Below are 25,035 nucleotides of genomic sequence, written 5' to 3'. Positions count from 1 at the left end.
AAATGGGATGTGAAAGCATCCCATTTTTTTATTTATCTTTATCGCTTGTAAAATGAAGAATGAGTAGAGGTAAATGATAAGGAAACTTTTGATTGTAAGTTGTTTGGGCCTGTGGTCGTTGGTGGGGTCGGCACAGTGGAATACGACCAATTTGTTGCGGATGGGGCGGAATGCCATTTATTTTGACGATTATGTCAGTGCGATAGATAATTTTAACAATATCATCCGGGTGAAACCTTATTTGCCTGAGCCTTATTTTTTCCGGGGGTTGGCGAAACTGAACCTGGACGATTATGAAGGGGCTATTCAGGATTATTCCAAAGCAATAGAGCTGAATCCCAATTATTTTCATGCTTACACTTATCGTGGGGTGGCCTGGAACAGCCTGAATAAGTATGAGGAAGCCTTGAAGGATTATGCCCAGGCTATAGCTTTGGACCCTACTGCGGCATATGTGTATGCTTACCGGGGGATTACGGAAGCGGAAATGGGAAATTTTGAAGCGGCCGAGAAGGATTATACAAAGGCTTTGAGGATAGACAATAAGTTGTTGGCGACTTATTTGAACCGTGCTATTGTACGTGAAAAACTGGATAATACGGACGGAGCAATGGCGGATTGTAATTCTGCCATTCATTTGAATATGTTTTCGGACGATGCTTATCGCCTGAGGGGGTATCTTTGGTATAAGCAAAAGGATTACCATAATGCGATAGAGGATTTTAACCGCGCCTTGAAAGCCAATCCGGAGAATACTGCGATTTTAATGAGCCGGGCCTTGGTCTGGCATGCCATGAAAAGGTATCCGCAGATGCTGGAGGATTATAATGAAGTGCTCCGGATTGACAGCAATGATATTTATGCATACTATAACAGGGCGATGTTACGGGCTGAGGTGGGGGAAACCAATGCGGCCATCCGGGATCTGGACCGAGTAGTGGAGATGAATCCGGATAATATCCTGGTTTATTTCAACCGGGGCTTGCTGAAGATGGAAATCAATGATTTGTACGGGGCGTATGATGATTTTAGTGAAAGTATCCGTTTGTATCCTGATTTTGTAAAGGCTTATCTGGTCAGGGCTGAGGTGAATGACCATTTACGCGATTCTGTTGCGGCTTATCAGGACCGTTATCAGGCGACGCAGGTACTTCAAAGGTATCAGAAAATGAAGGCCGGAGACCGGAATGCATTGGTCGATACGGCTACTAATTTTCAGCGTGTAGTGGATCTGAATGACCGTAACGATGGGGTGAGAGATGTCATTAATGGGCGGGTACAGGACAAAAATGTGATTGTTGAATTGCAAGGGGTGTTTTATATCCAGTATGTGAGCCTGGATTCTTTGAGGAGTGGGAAGGTGCAATATTATAATAAGCATATTATGGATTATAACCAATCTCATAATTATGACCCGGCTATTACCATAGGCAATAAAGTCCAGCATTATCTTCCGGAGTTTCTGCAACCTTATATGGAGCGGTTGTCTGCTGAAATTCAGGCGGACGGGAGTCCGGATGCTTATTTGTTGCGGGGAAGTTTTTACCTGAACCGGCAGGAGTTTACTAAGGCAATAGAGGATTTTTCAAAGGTATCGGCCGGGGACCCCCGGAATTTACTGGCTATTTTCAACGAAGCGAATGCCCGTATGTTGATGTATGATTATATTGAATCCATAGACGATAAAACCCCGAGGGTAATCGGCGCACGGGAAGAGAGCCGGCAGGTTGATTATTCTTTGGTGCTGGAAGGGTACCGGAAATGCCTGGAAATCGATCCGGATTTTATTTTTGCTTTGTTTAATATAGCGAATGTGTATGCCAAAAGCGGGGAAATAGATAAAGCGATAGAAACTTATACCCAGGTTTTGCGTCAGGATAAAGATATTGCGGAGGCCTATTTTAACCGGGGGCTGTTGTATATTTATACCGGACAGAAAGCCTTGGCAAATGCTGATTTGAGCAAGGCAGGAGAGTTGGGTATTGTCGGTGCCTATAATGTTATAAAACGTTATTGCAAAGACTAATACCTTATTCTTTGGGGTTGCTTTCCGGACCGGGACAGATGTGATGGTCCGGAAAGCATCCGGGGTCAGATGATCTTTTCCAGTCCGTTCAGGGAAGCTGATATTTCGCTGTCCGGGATGGTGTAATTTTGTAATTTTCCGGAGAAATATTGTTCGTAGGCGTACAAGTCAATCATTCCGTGTCCGGAAAGGTTGAAAAGGATGGTTTTGGATTTTCCTTCTTCTTTTGCTCGTTTTGCTTCGCGGATAGCCTGTGCTATGGCATGGGTGGACTCCGGTGCCGGAATAATTCCTTCTGTCCGGGCAAACAGGACTCCTGCTTCAAAGGTTTCCAGCTGGGGCATATCAACGGCTTCCATCAAACCGTCTTTCAGCAGTTGGCTGACGATGGCTCCCGCTCCGTGGTAGCGAAGTCCACCTGCATGGATATTGGCCGGCTCAAAGTTATGGCCTAACGTATACATGGGAATAAGGGGAGTAAGTCCTACGGTGTCCCCGAAATCATACTGGAAACTGCCCCGTGTCAGTTTGGGACAGGATTGGGGTTCTACGGCAATCACCCTTATTTTTTTCCCTTCGGTCAGGTTTTTCCGTAAGAAAGGGAAACCGATTCCGGCGAAGTTTGAGCCTCCTCCGAAACAGCCGATGACAATATCCGGTTCGGTATCGGCTTTTTCCATTTGCCGGATGGTTTCTTCTCCGATGATGGTTTGATGCATCAATACATGGTTCAGCACACTTCCGATAGTATAATTGGTCTGCGGGTCACGGGCGGCCATCTCTACGGCTTCCGATACGGCGATACCTAAGCTGCCCGATGACTGCGGGTGTTCACGCAGTATCTTTCTGCCTGCTTCTGTCAGTTCGCTCGGAGAAGGGATAACGTCTGCACCCCAAGTGTTCATCATCAGTTTACGGTAGGGTTTTTGGTTATAGCTTACTTTTACCATGAATATTTTCAGGTCCATGCCGAAATAGCGGGCGGAAAAGCTGAGTGCCGACCCCCACTGTCCTCCTCCGGTTTCCGTTGTCAGCCGTTTGATTCCCTGTTTGTAATTGTAATAAGCCTGGGGAATTGCTGTATTGGGTTTGTGGGAACCGGCCATGCTGGTACTTTCATTTTTGAAATAGATCCGGGCGGGGGTGTCCAGGGCCTTTTCCAGTCCGTAGGCCCTGACTAAAGGAGTAGGCCGCCAGATTTTATACAGATCCTGAACTTGTTCCGGTATTTCAATGAAGCGTTCCCGGGAGAATTCCTGGTTTACAAGTTCTTCGGCAAAAATAGGGTAAAAATCCTCTTTCCGGGCAGGTTGCTTGCTTACCGGATGAAGGGGAGGAAGCGGTTTGGTCGTCATATCGGCGACAATGTTATACCAACTGGTTGGCATCTCCCGCTCTGTCAATGTGATTTTTTTCTGGTCTTTCATGTGGTTTTATTTGTGTGATTCGATAAAAAGAAAAACGCCTGAAGTTTGTAATAAACATCAGGCGTTTCTTGTTTTAATTCCATAGCATCATATCACCCCATCGTTTATTACGAAGTTGAAATAGTGCCACCACCAATAAGAAGCGATATGATTATGTTGTGTCATGTTTTTTTGTTTTTAATGTGCTTACAAATATAGGAATGATTTTGGAAAAACGTTTTTGTTTTATTTCTTTTTTATTGAATTTTAAAAATGACTTTGTCTTTTGTTATCTTTCTATTTTTATTCCTGCTTGTTTCAGCATCTTTTTCAGGCGGTTGTTTTGTTCTTCCAGTTTCCCGATTTCGCGGTTATGTTGGTTGATTGCTTCTGTTTGTTCTGTGATTAATCGTTGCAACAGGAGAAGCTCTTTTTCTTTTTCCAGACAATCTTCACAAAATCCGTATTCATTGCGGTTGATTTGACGTAGAGTTTTCTGGTCAATCAATGGAGTGCCGATTTGGTGAATGACCCAATTGGCGTTCAGTTCCGGATAAAGGCAAAAAATGTGTAACAGATGTTTAGCCGGAATAGGGCTGATACAATGTAGCCAGTTGTTTACCTGCTGCCGGGAGTTTAATCCGAGTTTGAGTCTTAATTCTTCCTGTTTGATTTGTTTTTGACGTAAAAATTCTGCAAGTCTGTGGTTTATTGACATGTCCATGGCTACGTAATCTAAAATTGTTTACTTGTAAAGATTTTGAATTGTTTTTATCAAAATTTTCTTTACATTTGTCTATATTTCCGTTTATAAGTTATAATAAAAACAGAATATTACGTAGTATTAAATTAAAAAACATAAAAGACTTTCCTTGTTTTTATGTTAACCTGAAGATAAACAAATTTTCTTTAAAGAGAAAAAAGCATGGTGAGTGTAGCCGGGAATTTTCCCGGCTATTTTTAATTTTCTACCAACTGTTTGGCCAGTTCTTGCAGGTTAATTCCTGAAAAGTTGCCCGAGGTCATGATTAATAAAACGGTATTGTGGTAATCCTGTTGTTGTAATAATTCAATTAATTTCCCGTTTTCGGTAAATACTTCCAGGCCGGGATGGTTGAAACCTTGTCTGACGTCGTTGGGTTTGATTTCGGGCAGTTGCTTGTGTCTGACTACTTCCGGATTGAAAAATACAATCGCTTTGTCGGCTTCGTTCATGGTATTTCCATATTGTGGCAGGAAGTCTGCATTCAGGCTGCTGAATGTGTGGAGTTCCATACAGGCAATCAGTTTTCGTTCGGGGTATTGGGCTCTTACAGCATGGATGGTTGCTTTTAGTTTCGAAGGGGAGTGTGCAAAATCCAGGTAGACCGTAGCCTGATTTTTTTCGGCCAGTTTTTGAAGGCGTTTGGCTGCACCCTGGTAGGTGGATATGCCTTTCATAAATTCCTGGTCGGTGATGCCTAACTCTTTACAAGCCAGATAAGCTGCGGAAATATTCTGGAGGTTGTGTTCCCCGAAGATTTTTAAGGGGATTTCTTCTCCCCCGGTCAGATAGGTGATGCCGTTTTCTGTCCGGTGTGTAAAAGTATCGTAAGGAAGCAATTTTACAGAACGGGAGGCCCGGGAAGTAATGCTTTGAATGTGTTCATCCTTGCCGTAATAAATAAGGGTTCCTCCGGGTTGTATTTTTTCAATGAAAAGCGCAAATTGTTCCACATAATTTTCAAAAGTGGGAAAGACATTCATATGGTCCCATGCTATTCCGGTCAGGATGGCTATATCGGGATAATAGTGGTGGAATTTAGGCTGCATATCAATGGGAGAAGAAAGGTATTCATCTCCTTCGAAGACTGCAATTTTACTGTCCCGGCTAAGGTGTACCATGGTATCAAAACCTTCGAGCAAGGCTCCGGCCATGTAATCAAATTCTATTCCGCAGGTTTTAAGTACGTGCATAATCATGGAGGTGGTGGTGGTTTTTCCATGGCTGCCCCCTACAATGACTCTTTTTTTATCTTTGGTTTGTTCGTAAAGATATTCCGGGTAGCTGAATATGCGTAATCCCAGTTCCCGGGCTTTGAGAAGTTCCGGATTATCCTGGCGCGCGTGCATGCCTAAGATAACGGCATCCAGGGCGGGGGTTATTTTCTCAGGGAACCATCCCCAGGCTTCCGGCAGCAGGCCGGCTTGTTGTAACCGGGACCTGGAAGGTTCGAATATTTCGTCGTCTGAGCCGCTTACCTGATAGCCTTTTTTGTGCAGTTCCAAAGCAAGGTTGTGCATGGCACTTCCTCCGATAGCAATAAAATGTACATTCATATGGTTTGAAATAAGATTTCAGCAAAGTTAATTTATTTTTCGGCATGCAATTTGTGTAACCGGATATATCGTAAGATATTCTTTGACTATGTATAGGTATTTGTTTTGTATGTGTGTGGGTTTCTTTTTTGTTGGGATATGATCCTTTTGAATATTATCCTTATGATACACGCCTGGATAAAAAGTATAAAAACATTAATGCTAAGAATCTGGAGGAACTCACGGCGAAAGACCGGCATTCGGATACGGTGAGGTTCGTGTTTATGGGGAATTCCCAACGGTGGTATGATGAGACAGAAGATTTTGTGAAGCATGTCAATCGACGCAATGATATGGATTTTGTCGTTCATGGCGGGGATATCAGTGACTTCGGGATGAAATAAGGAATTTTGCCGAATACATGATATTATGAGTAAGTTGAGGTTTCTTTATGTGGCGATTATTGGAAATCACGATCATTTGGGGTCCGGTGAGGAAATATTCCGGCGCATGTATGGGGAGTTGAATTTTTCTTTTGTTTATGGCAGTGTGAAATCTGTGGTTTTTAATAATAATGTAAGTGTGGTATTTCACGAATACATTACGCGCTTTAAAAACCTGCGTTTTTGTAATAAGTATTTGAAATTTAGCGATATTTTAATCTTTCTTTGGGTATAAAATTTCAGTTTATATAAACCTTTCTTTCCTGCTGCCGTAAAAAATTCCGTAATCAATAAAATAAAAACAGGAAATGAAAACGAAAGGTTCTTCAATTTGGAGTTTTGCCGCTATGGCTATGGCAGTGATTTTTATGACTTCTTGCGGAAATTCCCAGAAAAGGAATGAACGGAAAATCGAACGGCAGGTTACAGAACAAAGTGTGCCGGTAGGTACGATTGTGGAGTCTGAAACAGTAGTGGTTGAAGTGGATAGTCTGAGCACGGATTCCGCTACGATAAAGAAAAATGTAAACATAAACACTCCTAAAAAAATGAAGTAATGTAAAGGTCCGGAAGAGGTTATCCGGAGAGTTCGGTTGTTCTGGCAGCGGGAAAGAAGAGGGTTTTGATATACTGTCTTCCCGAATCTGGTCCGGGAAGACAATATCAACTTTTCGGATGCTTCTCTGGCTTTAGAGAATCATCTGGGGCATAAATTCAAAACTGTTGTATTGCGGACGCAAACGGTCGACATTATAAAATTTATTAATGTCTACCAGTTTTTTGCTGCTGGTGATGATGTCGATGGGAGCATTATCGTAGCGTCCGTTTCTTAAAATGACCAAACGTCCGTGCATCCCTTTTGAAATCAAATCGAGGGCCAGGTTTCCATAGGCCATCGGTACAATAGAATCCATGGCATCCGGGTTTCCGCATCTCACTAAGTAACCCAATTTCTGGTTGATGATGTTAATGGTCTCCCCTTTATTGAATTGAGGGGACAAATTTTTCAGTTCGTTGGAAACATAGTCTCCGATACCTCCCAGTTTTTTATGGCCGAACATATCGGTTTCTTCGCTTTGAAACATCATTTGACCTCCGCGGTAGCTGGCTCCTTCGGAAACGAGGACTACGGAATATCTGCTCGGATTGGTATACCGGTCCTGGCATAGCAATTCCGCCAGACGTTCTATATCGAATTGGTATTCGGGGATCACGCACCGATTGGCCGCACCGGCTAAGGTGGGAAGCATGGCGGAAAATCCGGCATAGCGCCCGAATACTTCCAGAACCAGCAAACGTTCATGTGAGCCGGCGCAGGTACGCAAATCATGGGTCAGTTCGATAGTCCGGGTGATACAAGTGCTGAAACCGATACAATAATCCGTTCCAGGAACGTCATTGTCCATCGTTTTGGGAATGGCAACCACTTTCACTCCTTCCTGGCTCAGGCGTACGGCATAACTCAGGGTGTCGTCGCCTCCTATGGGAATTAAATAATCAATTCCGATAAATTCCAGGTTCTTCAGAACTTCCGGGGTCAAATCGTTGATGTCGTCCGTGTATTTATCTTTCAGGTGGTCGGGTATGGCCGGTTTGGGGACATGGGATGCCCTTGTCCGGGAGGTATGCAGGAATGTTCCTCCGGTTCGTCCGGCTTTATTCACGATTTCTTCGGTGAGTTCAAAATAGTTGTTGGAATTATCCGCTTTTTTATCCCGGACGGTGTCCACCAGCCCTTTCCAGCCCCTTTTGATGCCGATGACTTTGTACCCTTCCCTTAATGCCCGGATGGTGACAGCCCGGATGGCCGGATTTAGTCCGGGGACGTCTCCCCCTCCTGTTAGAATACCAATGATTCCTTTTGTTTTCTGGTTCATGATGGTTGTGTTTTTGTGTTAGTCTATCATTTGTAATGGTTAGAATTTCAATTTGAGAAGTCCGTTTTGTTTTTGATGAACCCCACGTAAAAATGATAAAATATATCCTGAATTGCAAAAAAAATAGTGAAGAAGTGACTATATTTGTGTGTTTTTTTAGAAAGAAATTAAAATGTAGAAGCAGGAAAGGCATGGCCTTTCCCGGCTAATGTATAGATGGCCATGAATAATTTCGTTGAATTTTGGGATAGTCTGGGATATAACAGATTTTTTTTAGTGTTGTTGGTCATAACGTTTGCGGGGCATGCTGTTTATATGATTTATAAGGCCGTTCTGTTGATGGTGAACAGAAAACAGGGCGTGGCCGCAGAGGGGGAAGGGGTATCGGTTATTATAACCTGCTCGAATAAGGCAGAACTTTTGGAGAAAAATCTGGAAGCGTTTTTAACGCAGGATTACCCGTTGTTTGAGGTGATTGTGGTTGACGAATGTTCCGAGGATGATACTCAGGATTTGCTTTCCGATTTGCAGCAAAAATACCCTCATCTGAAAACCTCCCGGATTTTTCCGGGTACCAAATTCAGGTGTACTAAAAAGATAGCCATTAATATAGGTGTATTGGCAGCCCAATATGATATTCTGCTTTTTTCTGAAATCAATTGTGTACCGGATTCCAAACAATGGATACGTTGTATGCAATCTTATTTTGAACCGAATACGGCAGTAGTTATCGGTTATTCGAATTATGAGGCCGGGAATAAGGGGACAGGCTTGCCTCGTTATTTCCGTTTTCTGTGGTTTTGGAAAATGTTGTTGCTGGTGAGAAACGGTTTTTATTCGGTAGGTAATGGCTATAATATGGGTTACCGGAAAAAATATTATCTGGAAAAACGGGGATATACCGGCAATACCCAGGAATATCTCGGGTATGATACCGAAATGGTGAAGGTTTTATCCCAGAAAGGGAAGGTGAAAGTGGTGAAAGACCCTGAAAGCAGGGTTTCCATAGAAGAGATAAGTCCGAAAATATGGGAAAATGATTTTTCTTATTATTATGCGACAAGACGGCGCTGGCCTTTGCCTGTCCGGATGAGAATAAGCCTGGATTTTGTAGTCGAATGTGTTTTTTATCTTTTAGCGTTTTATTTTATTTTTTGGTCACAATTACACAAATATGTATTGATTCCGCTGGTATTAACATTTTTAATAGATTTTATGGTAATAAATCTTTGCTTGAAGCATCTGGGGCAAAAGAAATTATTCATAACTTCGTTGACTGTAAATACCTTTGGTTTTATTTATAGATGGTATTATAGTATTTATTCAATATTTACTAGTAGAAAATGGAGATAACTAATAATCTGTCAGAAAAGGCTTTATATGATTATAAAGTCGTGTGTAATGCAATTGCCGGTGATGAGAAAGCCTATGGGGAGTTGTTCAAGAGATACAAGGATTCGGTGTATTTCATGATTTTGAAGATGGTTAATAATCGGACTGATGCGGAAGATTTGATGTTTGAAGCGTTCGAAAAGGCCTTTACCAGTTTAAATTATTATTCGCCTCAATTTGCTTTCAGTACCTGGCTTTTCAAGATTGCTTCCAACAATACCATTGATTTTATTCGAAAAAGAAAAGCACAAATAGTATCTTTAGATGTGATGGATATAAATCCGGAGGACCGGGGGTATATCAATAGCATACCGGCTGATGTCCGGACACCTGACGAAGAGGCTATCCGCCAGCAGCGTGCCGACCTGATGCGTCAGAAAGTCTCCATGTTGAAAGGCAGATACCGGAGATTGATAGAATTGCGTTATTTTGATGAATTTTCATACGAAGAAATAGCTGAAACCTTGGAAATACCTCTTGGGACGGTAAAGGCCCAGTTGTTCCGTGCCCGTGAACTACTTTTAAATATTTTGCAGCATACGGAGATAGCCAATGAAAATGGTAAGAATTAGTTTTATCATTTTCACGCTCTTCTTTTGTTCGGGGGTAGATTCTTTTGCCCAGCGGGTGATTTTACCAGATAGTTTGCTTTTTTCCGGGATTGTTATCAATATGGTGGATGGCGCTCCCTTGTCTGATGTGACCTGCCGGTATGGCGGGAAAGGAATTCTGTCGGATATGGAGGGCCGTTTTCATATCACAGTGATGCGGGGAGATACGGTGATTTTTACCCATGTGGGTTTTAAGCCTTGTATGATGGTTATTCCGGATACGTTGACAGAACGGGAGTATATGGCCGGGGTTTTTATGGGTCCCGATACGCTGCAATTGTCCGAGGTGCTGGTCGTGAAGCGCTGGGGTGAAGAAAAACGGCAGCAGTTGCTCAATGCGAGGAACAATATGACGGGTATTTTAAAACAGGCGTATGCCCCTGTCCGGGAAATGGATGCAAAGATGAACCAGCAGCGGATGATTAACGAATATGCCCGGAGTGTGGAGATGAAAGGGCATGTCGATGTGAAGGCCGGAATTGGTACGGAGTCTTTGGTGGCTTACAGACGTTTGAAGGTGTGGAAGCGGATTCGCGAAGAGAGGGAATGGCTGAATCCGGGAGAGGTAGATTTATTAAAGAAACTTTATTATTCTAAAAAAAAGGAAAACCCTGACAAATAACTGAAGATAAGTATATCTTTGCAATGAAAAGCTTGGAATTGAGCTGAGTCCATTGATTTCGTCTGAAAATGAATGGATATGGTGTAAAATTCATACATTTTATTATTAACGAAGTTATAAATTTATGAAGAATTCTTCTGTCATGTTGAGTGTATTGGCAGGCATTGTTATTGCGGCACTCTCTCTGGCCGGTTGTACATCCGGAAAAGCAAACGGTGAGGTTGGTAGCGGGGAAGCTGTGAAGACCAACGGAACCGGAACGAAAATTGTGTACATTAATACGGACACACTGATGAGTAATTATTTGCTCGCTATAGAGTTGAACGAAGCATTTTGGAAGAAGCAGGAGGAACGCCGCACAGAATTGAATATAAAAGCAAAATCCCTGGACCAGGAAACGAATGAATTTCAGAGAAAACTTCAAAACAATGGTTTTTTGTCAGAAGCCCGTGCTGTGGATGCCCGCGACCAGTTACTGATTAAACAGGAGAATCTGAGACGTTTGCAGCAGGATATGATGGACAAAACGGCCCGGGAGCAGAATGAGCTGAATAAGCAATTGTACGACAAACTGACTTCTTTCCTGAAAGAATATAATAAAGAGAAAGGATTTGACATTGTGTTGAGTACCCAGGTGGGGAGTACGGTGTTGTATGCTGTTGACGGATTTGATATTACCAACGATGTGGTGAAGGGTCTGAATGAAGAGTATAAAAAAAATAACGGAAAGTAATTTTCTTCCGGAGAGACGGAACAGCAGCCTGTAACGGGGCTGCTGTTTCTTTATATACACAGGGATATGAAAATCTTTGAACGTTATTTTGAGCGGAATGAAATTGGGGATAACCTGGATTTTGACAATGAGCCTTCTGCTATTGTCGTCATACCGGTATTGAATGACCGTGATATTTTTGCCACTCTTCATTCTTTGACGGCGTGTTCCACTTTGGCCGGGGCTGTCGGTGTTGTCATTGTCGTGAATCACAGTGAAGTTTGTGGGGCGGAAGTTAAGATTGAAAATCAGGTGTTGGCCCGGGAGTTGAAAGAGTATGCCGGAAGGGAGATGCCGGGTTTTTCAGTCCGTGTGATGGAAGCTTTTGATTTGCCGGCCAAATTTGCCGGTGTGGGATTAGCGCGTAAGATTGCCATGGATGCGGCCGTATTTTATCTTTATAGAAGCGGTAAGGAGAGGGCTCCCCTGATTTCATTGGACGCAGATACTTTGGTGGCTCCCAATTATCTGGATGATATTATTTTTTATTTCCGGAAGCATAAAGTTGCCGGAGTTTCCATTGCGTATGAGCATCGGCTGGAGGGTGAGAAGGAAAAAAGAGAAGCGATGGTAAAGTATGAACTGTATCTTCGTTATTATCAGCAGGCCCTGAAATATGCCGGACATCCTTATGCCTATACCTGTATCGGTTCGGCATTTGCTGTCCGGGCCTGTGATTATGTGGCACAGGGAGGGATGAACAGGCGGCAGGCCGGGGAGGACTTTTATTTCATCCAGAAATTAATAGCAACCGGCCGTTACGGCGAGTTGAAGAGTACGCGGGTTTATCCTTCTTCCCGTTTTTCTGAACGTACTCCTTTCGGTACGGGGCGGACTTTGAAACAGATTATGGCAGATGGAGGGGGATATAAGGTTTATTGTTTTGAGGCTTTTGAGGCTTTGAGGCGTTTTTTTGCGGGATTGCCCTCTTTGTATCAGAGTGATGAATGTGAAGTGAATGCTTATTTTAACCGCCAGCCGGACGGATTGCGGCATTTTCTGGAAGTGAGCGGAGGAATGGAACTGTGGAGGGAGGTCAATGCTAACAGTGGGGCGGCGGAACAGTTCATAAAGCGTTTTTTTGATCGTTTCAATGCTTTCCGGGTATTGAAATATCTGAACTATGTACATGACGGTTTTTATGTAAAAGCGGATGTGGTGGAGGCTGTACAAAGTCTGTTCGTTGCATTGGACTGGCCGTGTGCCGGGAGTCCGGAGGAATATTTACAATGGCTCAGGAAACAGTGACGGCGGATTTTTCATAAAAAGGTGTATCTTTGTCGTGAAATCAGGTAAGTTATGACAATGGATTTTCAATACCAGTTAGAAATTCTGGCGGAGCCCGAAGAAGTTTTTGCTGCATTAACCAATCCTTTCCAGATTGAACTATGGAGTGGCTATCCGGCTGATATGAAAGCTGAAAAGGGGTATGTATTTTCTTTGTGGGAAGGGGATATTACGGGAGTGAACCTGGAAGTTATTCCCCATTGTAAGCTGGTACAGGAATGGTTTTTCGGAGAGCAGGAAGAAGCCTCTGTTGTTGAAATTACATTGAAAAAACAGCATCAGAAGACTTTGGTACAATTATCCCATACTTATATCCCGGAAGAAGTGTATGAGGAGATTACTGAAGGATGGAGGGAGTATTACCTGGGGTCTGTCAAGAGTATGCTGGAAATGTATTAGTTTACCCGGATTTTTTGTCCGGCCGCTTCGATTATTTCTCCTTTTTGTATTTTCGCCCGTTTCCGGAGTTCTTTCCCGCCGTTGCGAAGGACTTTGCCGTTTTCTACCAATGTTTTTGCCATTGCTCCGTTTTCAGCTATTTGTACGGCTTTCAGCAATTTGATTAATTCGATATACTCTCCTGTTATTTTAAATTCAATTGTTTCAGACATATTTGAGGTATTTTTCGGTTTTTATTGCAACAAAGTTATAAATGCATACCGTAAAGTAGAAACAAGCGCAGGAGAAAGTGTATACTTTTATCACTTTATAATTTTATGGTTGTTTGTAATATATTCACAGACAATCTTTTTGAATGAAAAAGTAATATATGAAGAAATTTTTTTTAGTTCTGCTGGTAAATGGCTTGTTTTTATCGGTATTGGCTGAGGGGTATCAAGTGAATGTATTGAGTACGAAACAGACAGGTATGGGGCATGTGGGAAGCGGTATGAAGTTGGGGGCCGAGAGTATGCATTTCAATCCGGCCGGTTTGGTATATCTGAGGGAGCATGTGGATATATCTTTGGGAGTTGCAGGCATTTTCTCGAATGCGAAATATCAGCAGGGGGAGTATACTGCGAAAACGGATAATCCTGCCGGGACGCCGGTGTATGGGTATGTGGGGTATCGGATTTATGATAATCTGGCTGCTGGTATCAGTTTGACCACTCCTTACGGAAATTCCCTTGAATGGCCTCAGGCCTGGAAAGGGGCCCATTTGATTCAAGATATTTCTTTGAAGTCTTATGTTTTGCAACCGACTGTTTCCTACCGGATTTTTGATAAACTGAGCATTGGTGCAGGTCTGGAACTTGCATTGGGAAAAGTGACGCTTTCCAGGGCTTTATTGCCGGTTGGGTCCTTGGTTCCTCTGCTCGGACCGGATTATGCGGATGTTGTTCCGGTGTCCGCAACGTTGAACGGTAAAGCGAAGCTGAAGGTGGGGTATAATATCGGGGTGATGTATGATGTGTGCGACCAGGTGACCTTGGGTTTGTCCTATCGTTCCCGGATCCGGATGAAGGTGGACGAAGGAACGGCAGAACTGGATTATGCCAGTGAAAGAATAAAGGCGATGCTTGATGCTACGGGACAGGTGCCTCCTTTGGATAAAGGAACTTTCCATGCACAGTTGCCTTTGCCTTCCAATACTACTTTTGGAGTCAGTTACCGTCCTTCAAAGCGTTGGGAATTGGCTTTGGACCTCCAGTTTGTAGGATGGCAGGCTTATGATTCATTGAATGTTGTGTTTAATGAGAAGATATTGCAGATAGAAGATATTAAAGCCGAAAAAAATTACAAGAATACGATGATTTACCGGGTGGGGGCTCAGTATTTGGCTACAGAACGCCTGGATGTGCGCATGGGGATTTATTATGACCAGAGTCCTATCCGGAAGCACAATTATAATCCGGAAACTCCCGGAATGGGCAAACTGGGGTTCTCGGCCGGCCTGTCTTTCGAACCTTACCGGAATTTGCAGGTGGATTTGGCCTTTTTGTATATCCAGGGCATTTCCCGGGATGGCACTTATCCGGATAAGTTTAGTCCGGACGGCCAGTTCTCCGGTCATTATAAATCCAATGCCAGTACAGTGTCTATCGGTTTGGCTTATTGCTTTTAGACGTAAACTTTCCCTTAGGGGAAAGTTTTTATGTTTTACCGGAATTTTTTATCTTTGAGAATCTGAAGAAGGCGTGTTCTTCAGACGACGGATGTTGTTGTGCCGGTCTATGGTGTGTATCAACCGGTATTTCTTGATCAGAAAATTATGAGAATTACTGTTTTCTTCTTTGGTTTGCTTTGGAGTTTGATTAGTTTGCCGGGGTGTCAGAAAGCTGTTCCTGATTTGCGTTTGTGGTATAAATCTCCTGCCCGGATGTGGGAGGAGGCCTTGCCTTTGGGAAATGGGCGTCTCGGGGCTATGCCTGACGGAGGGGTGGAACGGGAGAGTATCACTTTAAACGATATTACGATGTGGTCGGGTTCCGTGGACGATACCCGGAATCCTGAGGCATTGAAGTATTTGCCCCGTATTCGTCAGTTATTACTGGAGGGAAAGAATGATAAGGCGCAACAAGTCATGTATGAGCATTTTGCATGCGGGGGACGGGGATCTGCTTTCGGAGACGGGGCTGATGCTCCTTACGGTTCTTATCAGGTGTTGGGAAATTTACATTTGAAGCAGGGATTCCGGGGTGATTCCGCTTTGCGTTATGAGCATTATGAACGGGGAATGTCGCTGAACAAGGCAGTAGCCTGGACAAAATTTCAGGTAGGAGGTGTAGATTATAGGAGGGAGTATTTTGTTTCTTATGCGGATGATGTGGTTGTGATTAAACTAAGTGCCGGAGAAAAAGGAAGGTTGGATTTTGATGTTGCATTGGACCGCCCTGAAAATTTTTCCTGCTATTCGAATGACGGAGTTGTTTGTATGGCCGGACAACTGAATAACGGGACGGACGGCCAGGGGAACCGTTATTTGGTTCAGATGAAGGTTTTGCAGGATGAAGGGAAGCAGGTAGCCGATTCGGCGGAGATTCATGTTCAGGGAGCTACTGTTGCTTATGTGTTTTTGTCTGCCGGCACGGAACTTTGGCGCGCTGATTATGAGCGTGTGGTTGCTGCTTTGTTGGCTAAGGTTGAAGAAGAGGATTATGACCGGTTGAAATCAAGGCATGTCGCTGCCTGGCAGGAACGTTTTGAACGGGTTTCTCTGAATCTGGGGAATGGTCCGGATTCGCTTCCGACGGATTTGCGGTTACAGCGTTTCCGGGAACAGGAAGACCCGGCTTTTGTTGCTTTGTATTTTCAATACGGACGTTATTTGATGCTGAGCGGTACGAGGGAAAACAGTTTGCCTTTAAATCTGCAGGGGTTGTGGGCTAAAACGATTCATACTCCCTGGAACGGAGACTATCATTTGAATATTAATTTGCAAATGAATTATTGGCCTGCGGAGGTGGGAAATATGTCCGAGGTTTACCAACCTTTGATGAAGCTGGTTCAGGGGATGGTGCCCTCGGGTGAGGTGAGTGCCCGGACTTTTTACGGGGCAGACGGATGGGTTGCTCATATGATGACCAATCCCTGGCAATATACCGCCCCGGGAGAGCATGCCTCGTGGGGGGCTACCAATACCGGCGGTGCATGGCTGTGTGAACATCTCTGGGAGCATTATGCTTTTACGCTGGACCGGAATTATTTGCGGGAAGTGTATCCCGTTCTGAAAGGTGCTGCCCGTTTTTTCCTGACGTCAATGATTGAAGAGCCTGTGCACGGGTGGTTGGTGACAGCTCCTTCTTCTTCACCGGAAAACGGGTTTTATATGCCGGGAAGCCGGACGCCTGTTTATGTTTGTATGGGGCCGACTATGGATGTACAGATTGTAAAGGAATTGTTTGCCAATACGATTCAGGCGGCTGGTATTCTGAACGAGGATCCGGTTTTTGTGAAAGAGTTGCAAGAGGCCCTGGCAAAATTACCTCCCATGCAAATCAGTCCTGACGGGGGGTATTTACAGGAATGGCTGCAGGATTATGAAGAAACGGATATTCATCACCGTCATGTCTCTCATTTGTATGGTTTGCATCCTTCCAACCAGATTTCAGTGGCGGAAACCCCTGAATTGGCAGAGGCAGCCCGGAAGACTCTCGAACGCCGGGGTGACGGGGGAACAGGATGGTCCAGGGCGTGGAAAATCAATTTCTGGGCTCGTTTGCAGGATGGCAACCGGGCTTACCGGCTTTTGAAAAATCTGTTGACGCCTGTGGCTGCTGACGGAAAAATCATTTACAGGGGAGGGGGAACTTATCCTAACCTGTTTTGTGCACATCCGCCGTTTCAGATAGATGGTAATTTCGGGGGCTGTGCCGGTATTGCCGAGATGCTGGTGCAGAGCCAGCAAGGATATATTGAAGTATTGCCTGCTTTGCCGGATGCCTGGAAGGAGGGAAGTTTTACGGGATTATGTGTCCGGGGAGGCGGTGTGGTGGATGCCGATTGGAAGGACGGGAAGTTGCAACATCTGATTTTGACAGCGAAAACGGATAATACCTTTAAGGTCAAGCTTCCTGAAGATACGGCGCAAAGATTTTTGTTGAATAAGAAGCCGGTTCGGCCGGAAGGCGGATTGGTGGAAGTTACTCTGAAGAAAGGGGAAAAGGCGGAAATCCGTTTGAAAGCATAGAAACGGAAAGAACGGTAAACTTTTTGTTTTCGGCTTTAAACTTCGTCAATTGCTCTTGCGGTCTTTAGTCATACGGAGCATTAATGGGTGTTCTCCGTTTGATAGTGTTTTGTTTTTGTAGTAAACCACTGAAACAGAAGCATTCATATTTGAAATCTGGTTCAAACATGGTTCAAACAATAGAAAAATGAAGACAAAAAGAAAAGCAGCTACTTTCGTAACTGCTTTATTTTGAGGTGGTAGCACCTGGAATCGAACCAGGGACACAAGGATTTTCAGTCCTTTGCTCTACCGACTGAGCTATGCCACCAACAACTGTTGTTTTGCGTGTGCAAAGGTAGAGGTTTCTTTGAAATATACAAATAAAACAAAAAGAAAAAAGGAATATTTTTTTCAGATGAGAATTATTAATTTATTTCTTTTCTGATTATTAATAATTTAGTATACCTTTGTCCCGAAGAAGAATCTTAGGCTTGTGTTTTTGTAACTAAAAATGTAATCGCTACGTACCCTTCTACATGTTTAATCATTTTTTTAATTTTTTTATTGTGAATATTTTTGTAGCAAAAATGAGTTCTGCCACGACCAGTGACGATCTCGAAACTCTTTTCGGAGAACATGGCCATGTAACTTCAGCTAAGGTGATTATGGACAAAGAAACCGGGCATTCAAAATGTTTTGGTTTTGTGGAAATGGAAGATGAAACTGAAGGCATGAATGCCATTAACGCTCTTAATGAGACCGATTTTCAGGGAAGAAAGATTGTGGTGAAGAAGGCACATCCCAGAGAAGAGGGTGAAAACAGGACACACCGGGCGTTTTCTCCGCATGGTAGTGAAAGAAGATTTAATCCGAATCGTTAAATCAGAGAAGGGTACTGAGAGTTTTTACAACTCTCAGTTTTTGTATTTGGTCTTTAGGTAGGCGTATAAGATTTTATGAAGCAGAAGGGCTTCTTTCCTTTCTTCTGCCGATAAATCCGGAGAGATGGCGATGCGGTTGCAGGCATCTGCAATCTGTTCGTCTTTTTCTATAAAATCCGGGTTGTTTTCTTCCAGATATAACATATCTGCCAGTTGCATTTTTTCCAGACATTCTATGGCGAGATTCCGGGCCTGGAGCCTGTTGTCTTCTTTGTATTTTGTCAGGAACAATTCTATGATGGAATCTGTAAAGAAGTCGCAGAAATAATGCAACAGCAACAAACGGCGTTTGTAGTATTCCGGTTCGGAAGATTGTTTTCCGTTTAAGGCTGTACCCAGGCTTACATAGGCCAGTTCGGCTGTTTCAATACTGTCTTCTTCCTCTTCATCCAGTTCAAGCAGCAAAGCTTTATAGAGTGCTTCCGAAAATTCTGGCTGTAAGGCTTCCCGGATGCTTTGCTGGTAGTATGCATGGCGTTCGTTCATCAGGGTGCGCAAAACAGTGTTGAGTGCCTTGCGGTTGCCTGTACGGCTGTATGTTTCGATATCCTTTAGCAGGTTGGGTAAGTTATTTTTCATTTCCTTTTTTTTCTGTTGGTGCGGCCGGAGCAAAGTTTGTCCAGCCTTGTGCTTTTAGTTCAAAAGTATTGCCATCCCTGGTCGTCATGGAACATCCTTCGCTGATGTTCGTTGTGTGACCGATGACACTGATGTCCGGTAGGGCGGTTAGCATGTCATACTGGTCAAGGGGAGCAGTGAACAGAAGTTCATAATCTTCGCCTCCGGACAGGGCACATACCGTGGCGTTCATATTCAGTTCTTCCGCCATTTTGAAGGTTTGGTAGTCAATGGGAATTTTTTCTTCATAAATGTTGCAGCCTACTCTGGAATCTTTGCAGATGTGCAGAATTTCGGAAGCCAGACCGTCCGAAATGTCGATCATGGCGGTGGGTCGGATGTTTTTTTCTTTCAGGGCGGCAATAATGTCTTTCCGGGCTTCGGGTTTTAGCTGGCGTTCAAGGATGTATTCGTTTCCGGCAAAATCAGGCTGGGATTGCTGATTGTCCTGGAAAACCACTTTCTCCCGCTCCAAAAGTTGCAAACCCATATAAGCGGCTCCCAGATTGCCGCTTACGCAGATTAATTGGTTTTCTTTAGCTGTATTCCGGTAGACGATTTCCGATTCCCCGGCTTCTCCCAGGATGGTAATGTTGATGCATAGACCTGTTTTGGAGGATGTGGTGTCCCCTCCGACGAGGTCGATGCCGTATTCTTCGCAGGCAATGTACATTCCGGCATAAAGTTCTTCCAGGCTTTCCACTGAAAAATGGTTGGAAATAGCCAGGGAAACAACGATTTGCCGGGGCGTACCGTTCATGGCATAAATATCGCTGGCATTTACTGCAACGGCTTTGTAACCCAAATGTTTGAGCGGAGTGTAGGTCAGATCGAAATGTATTCCTTGGATAAGCATGTCTGTACTGACGAGGATTTTTTTATTGCCGTAATCCAGGACAGCGGCATCATCGCCTACTCCTTTTACAGTAGAAGGGTTTTTTATGTGTATGGAAGAAGTGAGGTGGTCAATCAGCCCGAACTCTCCAAGGGTAGATAATTCTGTATATTTTGTCATAATGATTGAAGAATTAAAAATACCGGACAAAAATAAAAAAATAAAACGGTTCCGGCGAATAGGAATTGATCAGGATAGATGTGTAAATTCGCGGATAAAAATAATCCGTCATATTGTTGGGAAAGGAAAAATTGATGTGTTAAAGAAATTTCTTACTTTTGTGATAATTTGAATGGAGGATAAACTGGTACCATGGATAATATTATAGAAGAGGTCACAGCCAGTGATTATAAGTATGGATTTGTGACGCAGGTAGAGACGGAGACCATTGCGCGGGGATTGAATGAGGAGGTTGTCCGGATGATTTCTGCTAAAAAAAATGAGCCGGAATGGTTATTGGATTTTCGTTTGCAGGCTTATCGCCATTGGCAGACAATGAAGATGCCGCATTGGGCACAGCTGGATATTCCGGAAATCAATTATCAGGATATTGTATATTATGCGGCGCCGAAACAAAAGGAGCAGAAGAACTGGGATGATGTGGACCCGGAATTGAAAGCGACGTTTGATAAGTTGGGGATTCCCTTGAATGAGCAGATGGCTTTGTCGGGAGTGGCTGTGGATGCCGTGATGGACAGTGTGTCTGTGAAAACGACTTTTAAGGATACGCTGGCGGAAAGGGGGATTATTTTTTGTTCTTTTTCGGAGGCTGTACAACATCATCCGGATCTTGTCCGGAAATATTTGGGTACTGTGGTGCCTTACCGGGATAATTATTTTGCGGCCCTGAATTCGGCTGTTTTCAGCGACGGTTCTTTTGTGTATATTCCGAAGGGAGTGCGTTGTCCGATGGAACTGTCCACTTATTTCCGGATCAATGCCCGGAATACGGGACAGTTTGAAAGAACGCTGATTGTGGCTGAGGATGATGCTTATGTCAGTTATCTGGAAGGGTGTACCGCTCCGCAGCGGGATGAGAACCAGTTGCATGCCGCTATTGTGGAGATTATCATAGAGAAAAATGCCGAAGTGAAATACAGTACCGTACAGAATTGGTATCCCGGAGATAAGGAGGGGAAAGGGGGGATATATAATTTTGTCACCAAACGGGGATTGTGTCGCGGAGAAAATTCGAAATTGATTTGGGCCCAGGTTGAAACGGGGTCGGCGATTACCTGGAAATATCCCAGTACTATTCTGAAAGGAGACGGTTCTGTCAGTGAATTTTATTCTGTTGCCGTTACCAATAATTATCAGCAGGCGGATACCGGTACCAAGATGATTCATATCGGGAACAATACCCGTAGCCGGATTGTTTCCAAAGGAATTTCTGCGGGGCATAGCAGTAATTCTTACCGGGGGAAAGTGAAAGTGGCCCGGAATGCCCGGAATGCCCGGAATTTTTCTCAATGTGATTCTTTATTGCTGGGGGATAAATGCGGAGCCCATACTTTCCCTTATCTGGAAATTGAAAATCCGACAGCCCAGGTGGAGCATGAGGCGACGACTTCCAAAATCGGCGAGGACCAGATTTTTTATTGCAATCAGCGGGGAATTTCTACGGAGGACGCCGTAGGACTGATTATCAAAGGATATGCCGGGGACGTCCTGAATAAAATGCCTATGGAGTTTGCGGTGGAAGCACAAAAACTTTTGCAGATAAGCCTGGAAGGTTCCGTGGGATGATTTTACTGAATATTACAGGGTTTTAAATAAAAATATATGACCATGTTAAAGATAAAGAATTTACATGCCTCTGTGGAGGGCAAAGAGATATTGAAAGGGGTTAATCTGGAGATCAATCCGGGAGAGGTCCATGCGATTATGGGACCGAACGGAGCCGGAAAGAGTACATTGTCTTCGGTATTGACCGGGAGGGAGCGGTTTGAAGTGACGGCGGGAGAGATTGAGTTTAACGGGAAGAATTTATTGGAACTTCCTGCGGAGGACCGGGCCCGGGAAGGAATTTTTATGAGTTTTCAGTATCCGGTGGAGATACCCGGAGTGAGTACGGTTAATTTTTTAAAGACGGCGGTGAATGAAATCCGGAAATATCATGGTCTGCCTTCTTATCCGGCGGCCGATTTTTTAAAAATGATCCGGGAGAAGATGGATTTGGTGGGGATAGACAATAAGTTGCTGAACCGTTCTTTGAATGAAGGTTTTTCGGGAGGGGAGAAAAAGAAAAATGAGATTTTCCAGATGGCTGTTTTAGAACCCCGGCTGGCCATATTGGACGAAACGGATTCGGGGCTTGATATTGATGCCCTGAGGATTGTTGCCAATGGGGTGAATAAATTGAAAAAACCGGGGAATTCTACGATTGTGATTACCCATTATCAACGGTTGCTGGATTATATTGTGCCGGATGTCGTCCATGTGTTGTATGACGGGCGGATTGTCAAGACAGCCGGAAAAGAACTGGTGGGAGAGCTGGAGGCAAAAGGGTATGACTGGATTAAAGAAGAAGTTGCAGAGTGTAAATGATAAGTTTCGGACGGGCGGTACAGGCAGGTATCTGAGACTTAAAATCTGAAATGAAATGAGTGTTTTAGAAAAAATAAATACCGATTTTGCGACACTTTTCCGGGAAGGATATTCCCAATTGGAGCAAGGGTGCGGGGCAGTGATGAATGGCTGCCGGAAGGAAGCTTTCGAAAAGTTTGTGCAGTTGGGCGGTATTCCCCAGAAACAGGAAGATTATCTTTATACTGACTTGCTTCCTGTTTTTAATAAGGATTACCGGGTTGTTTTGAAGTATATACCGCAGGAGGTGGATATGAACGAAACTTTCCGGTGTGCTGTGACCGATTTGGTAACGACCCCGGTATTGACGGTGAACGGCTGGTGGTTTGACGGCAATATGGTTTCGGAGATTCCTGAAGAGGTGGTTATTTGCAGTATGCGGGAAGCTTGTATAAAATATCCGGATTTATTGTATAAGCATTATAATCGTTATGCTCCGGCAGCCCGGAAGGATGGATTGGTGGCGTTGAATACGGCGTTTGCTCAGGACGGGATTTTTGTATATGTGCCGGATGAAGTTGTCCTGGAGCGGCCTGTACAGGTGATTAATTTGCTGAGAGCCAATGCAGATTTGATGGGATTTCAGCGGAATCTTGTGGTTGTGGGTAAAAATGCCCGGGCAACTGTATTGGTTTGCGACCATACGTTGTCTGACCATCATTTTTTGATGAATAATACGACGGAGGTGAGCCTGGCCCAGGGTGCTTATTTGGATTATTATCAGGTTCAGAACCAGCATCTCGGAGCTTCCCAGGTCAATTCTTTGTTTGTGTCCCAGCAGAGGAAAGCTGTTTTCGACGGTAATATGGTTACCCTTTACGGAGGCCTGATACGCAATAATATGTATGTCGCTTTGCATGAAGAGGGCGGGGAATGTAATTTATACGGCATGTATATCCTGGATAAGAATCAGGTGGTGGATAATTTTTCTTACATTGACCATATTGCGCCGCATTGTGTGAGTCATGAACATTTTAAAGGGGTCATGGATGACCATTCGCTGGCTAATTTCAGCGGTTATATCCGTGTACGTCCCGATGCCCAGAAGACGGAAGCTTATCAGGCCAATAACAATCTTTTGTTGTCTGAACAGGCGCGGGTCAATTCGAAACCCCAGCTGATGATTGATGCGGATGATGTGAAATGCAGTCACGGTGCTTCTGTAGGGCAGATGGATGAGGAAGCGATGTTTTACCTGCGTTCCAGGGGAATTGGTCCGGAGGAAGCGCGTATGATGCTGATGTTTGGTTTTGCCCACGATATTATCCGGCATGTTCGTTTGGAGCCTTTGCGGAGGAAGATAGATGATTTGATCGATAAGCGGTTGAGGGGAGAGCTTTCGAAATGTTATCATTGTATGATGCAGTGTAAAAAGCAGGAGTAAGATGCATAAGGAACATTTAGCAGATGATGTGTATGTTTGAAGTGGATAAAATTCGGGCGGATTTTCCGATATTGGAAGAAAAAATATATGGTAAACGTTTGGTTTACCTGGATAGTGGGGCAACTTCACAGCGTCCCCGGCAGGTCATTGAAAAAATGAATGAGTATTATCTGAGATACAATTCGAATGTTCACCGGGGAGTCCATTTTTTAAGCAATAAGTGTACTGATGCGAATGAAGAGGCCCGGGAAATTGTCCGGGATTTTATTCATGCTTCGTCGGAAAAAGAAATTATTTTTACCAGGGGTACTACCGAAAGTATAAATTTGGTGGCCCATTCTTTTGGAGAGGCTTTTATCGGGGAGGGCGATGAGATTGTGGTTACTGAAATGGAACATCACGCCAATATCGTTCCCTGGCAGATGTTGTGTGAACGGAAAGGGGCTGTCCTGAAGGTAATCCCTTTCTGCGATAACGGGGAGCTGGATTTAAGCGGTCTGGATACGTTGCTGACTGAGAAAGTGAAATTGTTGGGGGTGGCTTATGTTTCGAATGTACTGGGTACGGTTAATCCGGTGAAGGAATTGATAGGCCGGGCACATGCCGTCGGAGCGAAAGTGTTGGTGGACGGGGCACAGGCTGTTCAGCATATTCCTGTGGATGTCCGGGCTTTGGATTGTGATTTTTTTGTTTTTTCCGGTCATAAAATATATGGTCCTACGGGAGTGGGGGTGCTGTATGGAAAAGAAGAATTGTTGAATCAGATGCCTCCGTGGCAAGGCGGGGGCGAGATGATCAAAGAGGTCCGTTTTGAAAGGACAACTTATAATGAGCTGCCTTTTAAGTTTGAGGCCGGTACTCCTGACTTTATAGGGGTTATCGGTTTGGGGGAGGCGATTAAGTATGTGAATTCCGTGGGCTTGGAAGAGATAGCCGTCTATGAACACGATTTATTGCAATATGCGATGGAACAGATGTATGCCATTCCCGGGATGCGGATGTTCGGAGAGGCAGCCTGCAAGTCTTCGGTGTTGTCTTTTGCTTTGGGGGATATACATCATTCGGATGCCGGAATATTGCTGGATAAGATGGGAATAGCCGTGCGCACCGGACAACTCTGTGCGGAGCCTGTGATGCAGCATTACGGGGTAACGGGAATGGTGCGCGCTTCGTTGGGGATGTATAATACGGCTGAAGAAGTGGATTTATTTTGCCAGGGGCTGAAGAAGGTTGGCAAGTTATTTGGTATAATCTAAAGAATGGAT

General features: G+C 44.1%; 24 protein-coding genes, 1 tRNA gene and 1 pseudogene. 17 read left to right on the top strand and 9 right to left on the bottom strand.

What is annotated here, in order from left to right; all coding sequences use genetic code 11:
* The first annotated feature begins 73 nt into the window (after window positions 1-73).
* Entirely contained in the window at window positions 74-2,026 is a 1,953-nt protein-coding gene (locus D1136_RS02500) for a tetratricopeptide repeat protein (protein ID WP_161876049.1), read from the top strand.
* Window positions 2,027-2,091: 65 nt separating this feature from the next.
* Here the strand turns inward: D1136_RS02500 and D1136_RS02495 are convergent, their stop codons facing one another.
* The 3 genes from D1136_RS02495 to murC form a co-directional block, all read right to left on the bottom strand.
* Entirely contained in the window at window positions 2,092-3,453 is a 1,362-nt protein-coding gene (locus D1136_RS02495; RefSeq protein ID WP_161876048.1) for a TrpB-like pyridoxal phosphate-dependent enzyme, read from the bottom strand.
* Between the two features lie 268 nt (window positions 3,454-3,721).
* A complete protein-coding gene (locus D1136_RS02490) occupies window positions 3,722-4,156 on the bottom strand; it encodes a helix-turn-helix domain-containing protein (RefSeq protein ID WP_161876047.1) in 435 nt (144 codons plus the stop codon).
* A 236-nt stretch (window positions 4,157-4,392) separates the two neighbouring features.
* A complete protein-coding gene (gene murC, locus D1136_RS02485; RefSeq protein ID WP_161876046.1) occupies window positions 4,393-5,751 on the bottom strand; it encodes a UDP-N-acetylmuramate--L-alanine ligase in 1,359 nt (452 codons plus the stop codon).
* A 113-nt stretch (window positions 5,752-5,864) separates the two neighbouring features.
* On the opposite strand from murC, the gene D1136_RS02480 reads away from it, so the two are divergent.
* The 3 genes from D1136_RS02480 (at window position 5,865) to D1136_RS02470 (ending at window position 6,730) form a co-directional block, all read left to right on the top strand.
* Window positions 5,865-6,134 (top strand): hypothetical protein, encoded by a 270-nt coding sequence (locus tag D1136_RS02480; RefSeq protein WP_161876045.1) that lies wholly within the window; start codon window positions 5,865-5,867, stop codon window positions 6,132-6,134.
* 25 nt (window positions 6,135-6,159) lie between these two features.
* Window positions 6,160-6,408 (top strand): hypothetical protein, encoded by a 249-nt coding sequence (locus D1136_RS02475; RefSeq protein WP_161876044.1) that lies wholly within the window; start codon window positions 6,160-6,162, stop codon window positions 6,406-6,408.
* A gap of 73 nt (window positions 6,409-6,481) precedes the next feature.
* The gene (locus tag D1136_RS02470; RefSeq protein WP_161876043.1) at window positions 6,482-6,730 is read left to right on the top strand and encodes a hypothetical protein; all 249 of its coding nucleotides are present in this window, start codon (window positions 6,482-6,484) and stop codon (window positions 6,728-6,730) included.
* A 132-nt stretch (window positions 6,731-6,862) separates the two neighbouring features.
* On the opposite strand, the gene D1136_RS02465 is transcribed toward D1136_RS02470, so the two are convergent.
* Window positions 6,863-8,050 (bottom strand): 6-phosphofructokinase, encoded by a 1,188-nt coding sequence (locus D1136_RS02465; protein WP_161876042.1) that lies wholly within the window; start codon window positions 8,048-8,050, stop codon window positions 6,863-6,865.
* A 222-nt stretch (window positions 8,051-8,272) separates the two neighbouring features.
* On the opposite strand from D1136_RS02465, the gene D1136_RS02460 reads away from it, so the two are divergent.
* The 6 genes from D1136_RS02460 (at window position 8,273) to D1136_RS02435 (ending at window position 13,133) form a co-directional block, all read left to right on the top strand.
* Window positions 8,273-9,403, top strand: coding sequence for a glycosyltransferase (locus tag D1136_RS02460; RefSeq protein ID WP_161876041.1), 1,131 nt, complete (start codon window positions 8,273-8,275; stop codon window positions 9,401-9,403).
* Window positions 9,394-10,014 (top strand): RNA polymerase sigma factor, encoded by a 621-nt coding sequence (locus D1136_RS02455; RefSeq protein WP_161876040.1) that lies wholly within the window; start codon window positions 9,394-9,396, stop codon window positions 10,012-10,014. Before D1136_RS02460 ends, D1136_RS02455 begins: the two co-directional genes overlap by 10 nt.
* Window positions 9,995-10,675 carry a hypothetical protein gene (locus D1136_RS02450; RefSeq protein WP_237566960.1) on the top strand — a complete coding sequence of 227 codons (681 nt, stop codon included), beginning with the start codon at window positions 9,995-9,997 and terminating at the stop codon, window positions 10,673-10,675. Before D1136_RS02455 ends, D1136_RS02450 begins: the two co-directional genes overlap by 20 nt.
* Window positions 10,676-10,799: 124 nt before the next feature.
* A complete protein-coding gene (locus D1136_RS02445) occupies window positions 10,800-11,408 on the top strand; it encodes an OmpH family outer membrane protein (RefSeq protein WP_161876038.1) in 609 nt (202 codons plus the stop codon).
* A 66-nt stretch (window positions 11,409-11,474) separates the two neighbouring features.
* On the top strand, window positions 11,475-12,695 hold the full coding sequence (locus D1136_RS02440) for a glycosyltransferase family 2 protein (protein ID WP_161876037.1): 1,221 nt from the start codon (window positions 11,475-11,477) through the stop codon (window positions 12,693-12,695).
* Between the two features lie 51 nt (window positions 12,696-12,746).
* On the top strand, window positions 12,747-13,133 hold the full coding sequence (locus D1136_RS02435; RefSeq protein ID WP_237566959.1) for an SRPBCC domain-containing protein: 387 nt from the start codon (window positions 12,747-12,749) through the stop codon (window positions 13,131-13,133).
* On the opposite strand, the gene D1136_RS02430 is transcribed toward D1136_RS02435, so the two are convergent.
* A complete protein-coding gene (locus D1136_RS02430) occupies window positions 13,130-13,345 on the bottom strand; it encodes an RNA-binding S4 domain-containing protein (protein WP_161876036.1) in 216 nt (71 codons plus the stop codon). The genes D1136_RS02435 and D1136_RS02430 overlap by 4 nt on opposite strands.
* 158 nt (window positions 13,346-13,503) lie before the next feature.
* On the opposite strand from D1136_RS02430, the gene D1136_RS02425 reads away from it, so the two are divergent.
* Together D1136_RS02425 and D1136_RS02420 are read left to right on the top strand one after the other, a co-directional pair.
* Window positions 13,504-14,799 (top strand): OmpP1/FadL family transporter, encoded by a 1,296-nt coding sequence (locus D1136_RS02425; RefSeq protein ID WP_161876035.1) that lies wholly within the window; start codon window positions 13,504-13,506, stop codon window positions 14,797-14,799.
* A gap of 147 nt (window positions 14,800-14,946) precedes the next feature.
* Window positions 14,947-17,364, top strand: coding sequence for a glycoside hydrolase N-terminal domain-containing protein (locus D1136_RS02420; RefSeq protein WP_161876034.1), 2,418 nt, complete (start codon window positions 14,947-14,949; stop codon window positions 17,362-17,364).
* Window positions 17,365-17,418: 54 nt separating this feature from the next.
* Here D1136_RS02420 and D1136_RS10985 read toward each other — a convergent pair.
* Window positions 17,419-17,511, bottom strand: a pseudogene (locus D1136_RS10985) (Arm DNA-binding domain-containing protein); the annotation flags it as partial.
* A 90-nt stretch (window positions 17,512-17,601) separates the two neighbouring features.
* Window positions 17,602-17,674 (bottom strand) — tRNA-Phe (locus D1136_RS02415).
* 238 nt (window positions 17,675-17,912) lie between these two features.
* Here D1136_RS02415 and D1136_RS02410 point away from each other — a divergent pair.
* A complete protein-coding gene (locus D1136_RS02410) occupies window positions 17,913-18,227 on the top strand; it encodes an RNA-binding protein (protein ID WP_161876033.1) in 315 nt (104 codons plus the stop codon).
* Window positions 18,228-18,260: 33 nt separating this feature from the next.
* On the opposite strand, the gene D1136_RS02405 is transcribed toward D1136_RS02410, so the two are convergent.
* The gene (locus tag D1136_RS02405; protein WP_161876032.1) at window positions 18,261-18,866 is read right to left on the bottom strand and encodes a hypothetical protein; all 606 of its coding nucleotides are present in this window, start codon (window positions 18,864-18,866) and stop codon (window positions 18,261-18,263) included.
* Entirely contained in the window at window positions 18,856-19,920 is a 1,065-nt protein-coding gene (gene thiL / locus D1136_RS02400) for a thiamine-phosphate kinase (RefSeq protein ID WP_161876031.1), read from the bottom strand. Before thiL ends, D1136_RS02405 begins: the two co-directional genes overlap by 11 nt.
* A gap of 192 nt (window positions 19,921-20,112) precedes the next feature.
* Between thiL and sufB the strand changes: the two genes are divergently transcribed.
* From sufB to D1136_RS02380, 4 genes are read left to right on the top strand one after another with little or no spacing between them, the layout of a single operon-like run.
* On the top strand, window positions 20,113-21,546 hold the full coding sequence (gene sufB, locus D1136_RS02395) for a Fe-S cluster assembly protein SufB (protein ID WP_161876030.1): 1,434 nt from the start codon (window positions 20,113-20,115) through the stop codon (window positions 21,544-21,546).
* 42 nt (window positions 21,547-21,588) lie between these two features.
* Window positions 21,589-22,347 carry a Fe-S cluster assembly ATPase SufC gene (sufC, locus tag D1136_RS02390; protein WP_161876029.1) on the top strand — a complete coding sequence of 253 codons (759 nt, stop codon included), beginning with the start codon at window positions 21,589-21,591 and terminating at the stop codon, window positions 22,345-22,347.
* Window positions 22,348-22,402: 55 nt separating this feature from the next.
* Window positions 22,403-23,770, top strand: coding sequence for a Fe-S cluster assembly protein SufD (gene sufD, locus D1136_RS02385; RefSeq protein ID WP_161876028.1), 1,368 nt, complete (start codon window positions 22,403-22,405; stop codon window positions 23,768-23,770).
* Window positions 23,771-23,802: 32 nt separating this feature from the next.
* Entirely contained in the window at window positions 23,803-25,026 is a 1,224-nt protein-coding gene (locus D1136_RS02380; protein ID WP_161876241.1) for a cysteine desulfurase, read from the top strand.
* Window positions 25,027-25,035 lie beyond the last annotated feature (9 nt).

The organism is Odoribacter sp. Z80 (assembly GCF_009935865.1).
Classification (GTDB): Bacteria; Bacteroidota; Bacteroidia; order Bacteroidales; family Marinifilaceae; genus Odoribacter.
The sequence above is the reverse complement of the archived record's forward strand: the minus strand, read 5'-3'. Positions and strand labels throughout refer to the sequence as shown.